This is a genomic window from Streptomyces glaucescens (assembly GCF_002154375.1).
Lineage (GTDB): Bacteria > Actinomycetota > Actinomycetes > Streptomycetales > Streptomycetaceae > Streptomyces > Streptomyces glaucescens.
Genome location: NZ_MUND01000259.1, coordinates 1 through 9,262, shown reverse-complemented (window position 1 = coordinate 9,262; position 9,262 = coordinate 1). Strand labels below are relative to the sequence as shown.

General features: G+C 74.0%; 8 protein-coding genes. 2 read left to right on the top strand and 6 right to left on the bottom strand.

What is annotated here, in order from left to right; genetic code table 11:
* Positions 1–312 precede the first annotated feature (312 nt).
* Positions 313–1,494: a PP2C family protein-serine/threonine phosphatase gene (locus CCN42_RS17945; protein WP_086736967.1), complete on the top strand. Its 1,182-nt coding sequence runs from the start codon at positions 313–315 to the stop codon at positions 1,492–1,494.
* A gap of 27 nt (positions 1,495–1,521) precedes the next feature.
* Here CCN42_RS17945 and CCN42_RS17940 read toward each other — a convergent pair whose 3' ends face one another.
* Together CCN42_RS17940 and CCN42_RS17935 are read right to left on the bottom strand one after the other, a co-directional pair.
* Positions 1,522–2,385, bottom strand: a complete 864-nt coding sequence (locus CCN42_RS17940) for an Fpg/Nei family DNA glycosylase (protein ID WP_086736965.1) — start codon at positions 2,383–2,385, stop codon at positions 1,522–1,524.
* A 60-nt stretch (positions 2,386–2,445) separates the two neighbouring features.
* Positions 2,446–4,542 (bottom strand): SpoIIE family protein phosphatase, encoded by a 2,097-nt coding sequence (locus tag CCN42_RS17935; protein ID WP_086736963.1) that lies wholly within the window; start codon positions 4,540–4,542, stop codon positions 2,446–2,448.
* A 366-nt stretch (positions 4,543–4,908) separates the two neighbouring features.
* Here CCN42_RS17935 and CCN42_RS17930 point away from each other — a divergent pair, with 366 nt between their 5' ends.
* Complete coding sequence (locus CCN42_RS17930; protein ID WP_086736961.1) at positions 4,909–6,330, top strand: lipase maturation factor family protein; 1,422 nt, start codon at positions 4,909–4,911, stop codon at positions 6,328–6,330.
* On the opposite strand, the gene CCN42_RS17925 is transcribed toward CCN42_RS17930, so the two are convergent.
* The 4 genes from CCN42_RS17925 to CCN42_RS17910 all read right to left on the bottom strand — a co-directional run.
* Positions 6,318–7,190: an amidohydrolase family protein gene (locus CCN42_RS17925; protein ID WP_086736959.1), complete on the bottom strand. Its 873-nt coding sequence runs from the start codon at positions 7,188–7,190 to the stop codon at positions 6,318–6,320. The two genes, CCN42_RS17930 and CCN42_RS17925, sit on opposite strands and share 13 nt — an antisense overlap.
* Positions 7,187–8,143: an aldo/keto reductase gene (locus CCN42_RS17920; protein ID WP_086736957.1), complete on the bottom strand. Its 957-nt coding sequence runs from the start codon at positions 8,141–8,143 to the stop codon at positions 7,187–7,189. The genes CCN42_RS17925 and CCN42_RS17920 overlap by 4 nt, the downstream gene beginning before the upstream one ends.
* Positions 8,140–8,895 carry an SDR family NAD(P)-dependent oxidoreductase gene (locus tag CCN42_RS17915; protein WP_086736955.1) on the bottom strand — a complete coding sequence of 252 codons (756 nt, stop codon included), beginning with the start codon at positions 8,893–8,895 and terminating at the stop codon, positions 8,140–8,142. Before CCN42_RS17915 ends, CCN42_RS17920 begins: the two co-directional genes overlap by 4 nt.
* Positions 8,892–9,262 (bottom strand): enolase C-terminal domain-like protein (locus tag CCN42_RS17910; RefSeq protein WP_281259502.1); only part of this gene is annotated, 371 nt, incomplete at its 5' end. The genes CCN42_RS17910 and CCN42_RS17915, both read right to left, overlap by 4 nt.

Below are 9,262 nucleotides of genomic sequence, written 5' to 3'. Positions count from 1 at the left end.
GGGCCCGCCGCATCACCGCGGGCGCCGCGCGGGGGCGTCCGCGGTGATGCGGCGGGCCCAGGGCGGCGGTCATGGAGAACGGCATGGTGCGTGTCCTCGATGTCGACCCGTTCGGACGTTCCGCCCTCGTACACGCCCCTCGAGCACCGGGCCGCATGCGGGACTCAGGCCCCTTCATGACGAGGACCTCTCACCCCTGCGGCGGTGCCGTCGGTCCCGCCGCTCCGGCCGCCGGGCGGGCCGCGGGCGACGGTGTGAGACTGCTGAGGGACGCGACCCGACCGCGCCCGCGGTCCCGACGAGGGGAGAGACGTGGCGACGGCAGAGACCGGCGACGGTCTGCTGGAGGAGTTCCTCGCCGACCCGGAGACTCCGGCGCTGGACCTGACCACCGCGGTGGCCCGCTGCTCCAAGGCTCTCGGGCTCCAGCACTCCGTGGTCTACCTCGCCGATCTCCAGCAGCGCCAGCTGGTACCGCTGACCGACGTCGCCTCCGCACTGCCCATCGACGAGTCCCTGGCCGGCTGGACGTACCGCACGCAGTCCCTGCGGGTGGAGGAGTCCGAGCACGGCGGGATGACGGCGTGGCTGCCGCTCGTGGACGGCGCCGAGCGGCTGGGCGTGCTGGCGGTGCACCAGCCCGCCCTCACCCAGGCCACGCTGCGCCGCAGCCGCAGTCTCGCGACGCTGCTGGCGATGATGGTCACCTCCAAACGGGCGTACAAGGACTCCTTCGTACGGCGGACCAGGACCGAGCCGATGCGGCTGCCCGCGGAGATGCTGCGCGCCTTCCTGCCGCCCCGCACGATCGGCACCGCGCACGTGGTGTCCACGGCCGTCCTTGAGCCCGCCTACGACCTCGGCGGCGACGCCTTCGACCACTCGCTCACCGAGACCACCCTGCACGCCTCGGTCTTCGACGCCATGGGCCACAACCTCGCCTCCGGACTGACCACCGCGGTGTCGCTGTCCGCGTGCCGCAACGCCCGGCGCGTCGGCGCCGATCTGCCGGACCTGGTCAAGTGCGTCGACGACGCGCTGACACACTGGCTGCCGGACCAGTTCTGCACCGGGGTGCTCACCCAGCTCGACCTCGCCGACGGGCGGCTGCGCTGGGCCAACTGCGGGCATCCGGCGCCGCTGCTGATCCGGGACCAGCGGCTGCTGGTCGACGCGATGGAGCGGGAGGCGGATCCGCCGATGGGGCTGCCGTCCCTGCTCACCGAGCGGCGCCGCACGACCCACGAGATCGACCTCCAGCCCGGGGACCGGGTGCTGCTGTACACGGACGGCGTCACCGAGGCGCGCACCCGTGACGGCGAGATGTTCGGCCTCGAGCGGTTCGCCGACGAGGTCATCCGGGCCACGGCCGCGGGCGAGCTGGCGCCCGAGACCCTGCGCCGGCTGATCCACTCGATCCTGGACGCCCAGCCGGGCCGGCTCCGCGACGACGCGACGATCGTGCTGATCGAGTGGTGGCCGCCCATGCGGTGAGCCCGCCGCCGAAGGGCCGGCAACGGGTCACTTCAGCAGCCGGGAGAGTCTGCGGTCGGCCAGCGGCTTGCCGCCGGTCTGGCACGTCGGGCAGTACTGCAGCGAGGAGTCGCTGAAGGACACCTCGCGGATGGTGTCACCGCACACGGGGCAGGGTTCGCCGGTGCGGCCGTGGACCCGCAGCCCGCTCTTCTTCTCGGACTTCAGCCGCCCGGCGGCCAGACCGCGGGAGCGCTCGACCGCGTCGGTGAGGGTGGTGCGCAGCGCCTCGTACAGCCGGGTGGTCTCCTGGGCGGTGAGGGCGCCGGCCAGTTTGAACGGGGACATCTTCGCCGCGTGCAGGATCTCGTCGCTGTAGGCGTTGCCGATGCCGGCGATCAGGCTCTGGTCGCGCAGCGCGCCCTTGAGCTGCCGCCGCTCCCCCGCCAGCAGGGCGGCCAGGCGGGCCTCGTCGAAGTCACCGGCGAGCGGGTCGGGGCCGAGCCGGGCCACGCCGGGCACCTCCCCGGGGTCGTGCACGACGTACACCGCGAGCCGCTTCTGGGTGCCCGCCTCGGTCAGGTCGAAGCCGGCGCCGGTCTCCAGGGCCACCCGCAGCGCGAGCGGACCCTTGCCGGGGCGGGGCGGGGCGTCGGGCAGCCGGTCCTTCCACTGGAGCCAGCCCGCGCGGGCCAGGTGGGTGACGAGCTGCGGGCCGCCGTCCGTGGCGAGGGCGAGGAACTTGCCGTACCGCCGCACGGCGGTGACCTCGCGGCCCTGGAGGGCGGTGAGCGGTGGGTCGTACGTCTTCAGCACGCTGATCGCGACCGGCAGCACCGCGACGATCTCGTGTCCCGTCAGGTGCTCGGTCAGGAAGTCCTTGAGCGCTTCGACCTCGGGCAGTTCCGGCATACGTCCAGACTGCCACCCGGCACCGGCAGTCTCACCCAGGTCCGGTCCCGGTGAGCCCGTTCAGCTCCGCACGGCCCGGTCCGGGACGGTGAACTCGCACCAGACGCACTTGCCGCCGCCGCGCGCCTCCACCCCCCACACGTCGGCCAGCAGGTCGACGAGGAGCAGTCCGCGGCCCGAGACCCCGGACTCCCCGGCCTCCCGGCGGCGCGGCAGGGCGCTGGAGGAGTCCTCGACCTCGACCCGCAGCCGGCGTTCGGCACCGGTGAGGACCCTGAGGGTGACGATCGCGGAGCCCTCGGTGTGCATCAGGGCGTTGGTGATCAGCTCGTCGGCGACCAGTTCGATCTCGTCGGCGTGGTCCCCGGCGCCCCAGGCGCGGACGGCGGCGCGGATCATGTGCCGGGCGCCGGTCAGGGCCTCGGGGTCGCCGGGTGCGACATGCTGCTGGAGGCGGCCACCGGTCTTGGGCGCGTCCATGCCGCGGCGGCGCAGCAGGAGCAGGGCCACGTCGTCGTCGCCGCCGCGTTCCTCGGCGACCTCGATCAGCCGGTCGGCGAGTTTCCAGACGTCCGGGGGGCCGGTGGCGACCAGTCCGGTGAGGGTCTGCATCCCGTCGTCGAGGTCGGCGCCGGGCGTCTCGACGAGGCCGTCGGTGAGCAGCAGCAGGGTGTGGCCGGGGTCGAGTTCCAGGGTGCCGACCGGGTAGTCGAGGCTGCCGAACTCGGCGGACAGGCCGAGCGGCAGCCCGCCCTCAACGGAGACCCGGCGGCAACTGCCGTCGGCGGCGCGCAGCAGGGGGTCGATGTGCCCGGCGCGCACCACCTGCACCACTCCGGTGGCGAGGTCGGCCTCCGCGTACAGGCAGGTCGCGAAGCGGTCGGTGTCCAGTTCGTGCAGGAAGACGGAGGCGCGGGCCATCACGGTGGCCGGGGTGTGGCCCTCGGCGGCGTAGGCGCGCAGCACGATCCGCAGCTGGCCCATGACGGCGGCGGCGTGCGTGTCGTGGCCCTGGACGTCGCCGATGACGGCACCGACCCGGCCTCCGGGCAGCGGGATCAGGTCGTACCAGTCGCCGCCGATGTCCCGGCCGAGGGTGCCGGTGGCGCTGCCGGAGCGGTAGCGCACGGCGACGTCGGCGCCGGGCACGCTGGGGATGGTGCGCGGCAGCATGGCCTGCTGGAGGCCGGTGGCGAGGTCCTTCTCCTGCTCGTAGAACATGGCCCGTTGCAGGCTCTGGGCGATGCTGGTGCCGAGCGCGACGAGGATGTCCCGTTCCTCGGGGCTGAAGCCGCGCCGGTCGCCGTAGAGCAGGCCCATGGCGCCGATGGGGCGGGCCTGGACGATCAACGGCAGATAGGCGGCCGAGGTGATGCCGAGGTCGGTGATGTGCGGCCACAGGACGGGGTAGCCGGCCGCGAACTCCTCCGGGGACTCGATGAAGCGGGGGCTGAGGGTGCGGACGACCTCGCTCATCGGGTACGCCTCGTCGATCCGGGTGACCTCGGTGCCGGGCACCCGGCTGTCCACGGGACCCTCGGCGATCAGCCGGATCCGGCCGGCCTCGACCAGCCCCATGACGAGGCTGGTCGCGCCGAGGTGGGTGACACCGTCGGAGTAGCTGAGCACGTCGATGACGTCCTGGACGGTGCGGGCGTGGGCGAGGGCGGCCGTGGTGGCCTGCACGACGCCGCCCTGGTCGTACCGGCCGCGCTCCGGGCCGCCCTGCGGGGCCCGGGACTGGAGCTCGCTCAGCTCCTCGGTGGCGTCCCGGACGATGCCGACGATCCGGCGCGGGCGGCCCGTCCCGTCGCGCCGGATGTAGCCCTGCGTGTGGGTCCAGCGCAGGCGGCCGTCGCGGCAGCGGAGCCGGAAGTAGGCGCCGTAGTTCTCGCTGCCGTCCTTGATGGCCTGGGCGACCAGGGCGTCCAGGCGGAGCGCCTCGTCCGGCGGGACCCGGACGGACAGGGACTCGGGGCGGCCGTCGTACTCGTTCGGGCGCAGGTCGAAGACCTCGTGGGCCTGGGCGTCCATGTGGAACAGGCCGTTGTCCAGGTCCCAGTCGAAGCTGCCCATGCGGTTGAGCGCCAGGATCGGATCCGGGTGGGCGGGCCAGTCGTCCGGGAGTGACAGGGCGCTCGCTCCCCGATCAACCATGCGCCCACCTTGCCAGGAATCGACCGATTCTTCGACTTGTCGCTGGGATTGGGGCCGCGTCAGCCGGCGGGCGCAGCCCGTGGGCAGGGCGCCCGGCGCGTGAGGGCCGGGCAGGGCGGGGAGGCGCTCGTCGCCACCGCGGCCGGCGGCGAGGAGCGCCGCCGAGAGCGCGCAGGCCGTGGCGAGGGTCCTGGTGGATGCGGGCACCACGTTCTCCTGCCTCGTCCGGGTCGATGACCCCGTTCAGGGCAACTCGTCACCCTTGTCTGCTTCACTCACTCGGGTCACGCAAGCGGAGCCAGCGGTGACGCAGGGTCGTCACCGCCGTTCCGCGCCACCATGGAAGGAGAGGAGTGTGCGAGAGCCGTGGACTGGTTCACCGCGTCCGACTACTGGCTGAGCCGGCTGGTCTTCCAGCGGGCGCTGGCCGCCGTCTACCTGGTTGCGTTTCTCACCGCGGCCCTGCAGTTCCGGGCGCTGCTCGGCACCCGCGGGATGCTGCCGATCCCCCGTTTCGTCGCACGCGTGCCCTTCCGGCAGGCGCCGAGCCTGTTCCAGCTGCACTACTCGGACCGCTTCTTCGCGGGATGCGCCTGGGCCGGCGTCGCGGTGTCGGCGGCGCTGCTCGCCGGGCTCGACGGGTGGCTGCCGCTGTGGGCGGCGATGCTGCTCTGGCTCGTTCCGTGGCTGCTGTACCTGTCGATCGTCAACGTGGGCCAGACCTGGTACGGCTTCGGCTGGGAGTCCCTGCTGCTGGAGACCGGGTTCCTCGCGGTCTTCCTCGGCAACGACGAGGTGGCCCCGCCGGTCGTGGTGCTGTTCCTGCTGCGCTGGATCCTGTTCCGGGTGGAGTTCGGCGCGGGGCTGATCAAGCTGCGCGGGGACGCCTGCTGGCGCAAGCTGACCTGTCTCGACCACCATCACGAGACCCAGCCGATGCCGGGCCCGCTGAGCTGGTTCTTCCACCGGCTGCCGAAGCCGCTGCACCGGGTGGAGGTGGCCGCGAACCACGTCACCCAGCTGGCGGTGCCGTTCCTGCTGTTCACGCCGCAGCCGGTCGCCACGGCCGCCGCGTCCCTGATGATCGTCACCCAGCTGTGGCTGGTGCTGTCGGGCAACTTCTCCTGGCTGAACTGGATCACCATCGTGCTGGCCCTGTCCGCGGTCCGTTTCCCCGCCGACCCGCCGCCGCTGCCCGGCGCCCCGCTCCGGTACGTGGTCGTGGTGCTGGCGGTGGCCGCGCTGCTGCTGTTCCTGAGCTACCGCCCGGTGGCCAACATGATCTCCCCGCGCCAGGTCATGAACCGCTCCTTCGACCCGCTCCACCTGGTGAACACCTACGGCGCGTTCGGCAGTGTCAGCCGGGTGCGGTACGAGGTGGTGATCGAGGGCACCGCGGACGCCGTGCCGCGCGAGGACTCCGACTGGCGGGAGTACGAGTTCAAGGGCAAGCCCGGCGATCCCCGGCGCTGGCCGCACCAGTTCGCGCCGTACCATCTGCGGCTCGACTGGATGATGTGGTTCGCCGCGCTGTCGCCCGCCTACGCGGGGTCCTGGTTCGGCGCGCTGGTGGAGCGGCTGCTGGAGAACGACCGCGACACCCTCAGGCTGCTGCGCCGCTCCCCCTTCCCGCCCGGCGAGCCGCCCCGCCACATCCGCGCCCGGCTCTTCCGCTACCGGTACACCACCTGGCGGGAGCTGCGCGAGACCGGCGCCTGCTGGCACCGGACCTACGTGCGGGAGTACCTGCCGCCGACCCGGCTGGCCGGGACGGCTCAGAGGCCGTAGACGCGGCCGGCCGGGGCGGCTCGGAGGCCGTAGACGCGGGTGGCGGTGGACCGGAAGAGTTCGTCGCGTTCGGACTCGCTCAGCGCGGCGGTCAGTTCGGCGGCCGTCGCGACGACCTCGCCGTAGCTCGCCGCCAGGGTGCACACCGGCCAGTCGGAGCCGAACATCAGCCGGTGCGGCCCGAAGGCGTCCAGGACGGTCTCGGCGTACGGCCGCAGGGAGTCGGCCGTCCAGGTCCCCGGGTCGGCCTCGGTGACCAGGCCGGACAGCTTGCACACGGTGTTCGGCAGGGCGGCGAGGGTACGTACGGCGCTCGCCCAGGGTTCGGTCGCGCCGGAGGCGACGGGCGGCTTGCCGAGGTGGTCGAGGACGAAGGTGAGCCCGGGGTGGCGGGCGGCGGCCCCGACGCAGGCGGGCAGCTGGTGGGGCCGGACGACGAGGTCGTGGACGAGCCCGGCGTCCGCGAGGGCGGCCAGGCCGCGCCCTACCTCCGCGCGCAGCAGCCATTCCGGGTCGGGTTCGGCCTGGACCTGGTGGCGGATGCCCTTGAGGTGCCGGCCGCCGGGGAGGGCGCGCAGCCGGGCCAGTTCGTCGGCGACATCGGGGCGGGTGAGGTCGGTCCAGCCGACGACGCCACCGATCAGGTCGTGCCGGTCGGCGAGGGCCAGCAGCTCGGGGGTCTCCTCGGGCACGGTGACCGTCTGGACCAGCACCGTGCGGCCGACTCCGGCGGCGGCCGCCTCGGGCCGCAGGTCGTCGACGGTGAAATCGCGGCGCAGCGGCGCCAGTCCGGGGCCGGCGAGCCAGTCCTGGGCGCGCACGGACAGGTCCCAGACGTGGTGGTGGGCGTCGACGATCACGGGCGGTCCTCCCCGGGCACGGGGGCGGCGGCGGGCAGCAGGCCGGTGTCCCGGAGTTCCTGCCAGAAGGCCGCCGGTACGGGGGTGCGCAGCTGCTCGGCGCAGTCGTCGACCTCGGCGGCGGAGCGGGCGCCGACGAGGACGGCGGTGACGGCCGGGTGCGCGGCGCAGAAGGCCAGGGCTGCGGCGCGCAGGGTGGTGCCGTGCCGCTCGGCGAGCGCCTTCAGCCGCAGGGCGCGCGCCAGCAGGTCCGCGGGCGCCCGCCGGTAGTCGTAGGTCGCCGCGGGCCCGGGGTCGGCCAGGAGTCCCGAGTTGAAGGGGCCGCCGAGGACGACGGCCGTGCCGCGTTCCCGCGCGGCGGGCAGCAGGCCGGTGAGGGCGCTCTGGTCGAGGAGGGTGTAGCGGCCGGCGCACAGCACCACGTCCACGTCGGTGTCCCGGACGAAGCGGGTGAGCATCGCGGTCTGGTTCATTCCCGCCCCGATCGCCCCGACGACGCCTTCGGCGCGCAGCCGCTCCAGCGCCGGATAGCCCTCGCGGAAGGCCTGTTCGGCGTGGTCGTCGGGGTCGTGCAGGTAGACGGTGTCGACGCGGTCGAGGCCGAGCCGTTCCAGGCTGGCGTCGAGGGTGCGGCGGATGCCGTCGGCGGTGAAGTCCCAGACCCGGCGGTGGGTGGCGGGCACCGCGAAGCCGTGCCCGAGGTCGTCGCCGGTGCCGTCGGCGGGTTCCAGGCGCCGGCCGACCTTGGTGGAGACGGTGTAGGCGGTGCGGGGGTGCTCGCGCAGGGCGGCGCCGAGGCGGCGTTCGGACAGGCCGAGGCCGTAGTGGGGTGCGGTGTCGAAGGCGCGGATGCCGTGCCGCCAGGCGGCGGCCACGGTGGCGTACGCCTGCTCGTCGGTGATCCCGGTGTACAGGTTGCCGAGGGCGGCGGTGCCGAGGGCGAGGCGGCTCATCGGGCCGCCGGGCGCGGGCGCAGGCCCTGCATGCCGCCGTCGACGGCGAGGGCGGTGCCGGTGGTGGCGCCGGACAGCGGGCTCGCCAGGTAGGCGATGGCGCCCGCCACTTCGGCCGCGGTGACCAGGCAGCCGGTGGGCTGGCGGGCCTCCAGGGCGGCGCGTTCGGCGGCCGGGTCGTCGGCGGCGTCGAGGAGGCGGCCGACCCACGGGGTGTCCGCGGTGCCGGGGTTGACGCAGTTGACGCGGATGCCCTCGTGGACGTGGTCGGCGGCCATGGCCAGGGTGAGGGAGTACACGGCGCCCTTGGTCGCGCTGTAGAGGGCGCGCTGCGGCAGTCCGGCGGTGGCGGCGATGGAGCACGTGTTGACGACGGCCGCGTGGGACGAGCGGCGCAGATGCGGCAGGGCCGCGCGGGCGACCCGGACCATGCCGACCACGTTGACGTCGAGGACGCGGTGCCACTCGGCGTCGTCGTTGTCCTCGACGGTGCCCCGGGCGCCGATGCCCGCGTTGTTGACGAGGACGTCGAGCCCGCCGAGGTCCGCCGCGGCGGCCGAGACCGCCCGGCGTACGGAGGTGTCGTCGGTGACGTCGGCCCGGTGGCCGAGCAGGGGCCGCTCGACCGTCGCGGTGTCCAGGTCGAGGACGGCGACCCGGGCGCCGCGCTCGGCCAGCAGGTGGGCGGTGGCCCGGCCGATGCCGGAGGCGCCGCCGGTCACCAGGGCCCGCAGGCCCTCGAAGTCGCTCATGCCGGCTGTCCCTTCCGCGTTCGCTCGGCGAGGTCGGCGGCCCAGAAGGTGCCGCCGGGGTACGTGTACCGCGCGATCGACTCGGGCCGCAGGGCCGCCGAGAAGCCGGGCGCGGTGGGCGCGGTGTAGTGCCCGTCCCGGATGGCCACCGGGTCGAGGAAGTGGTCGTGGAGGTGGTCGACGTACTCGATGACGCGGCCCTCGGTGGTGCCGGAGACGGCCAGGTAGTCGAACATCGCGAGGTGCTGGACGAGTTCGCACAGTCCGACGCCGCCCGCGTGCGGGCAGACGGGGACGCCGAAGCGGGCGGCGAGCAGCAGGATAGCCAGGTTCTCGTTGACGCCGCCGACGCGGGCCGCGTCGAGCT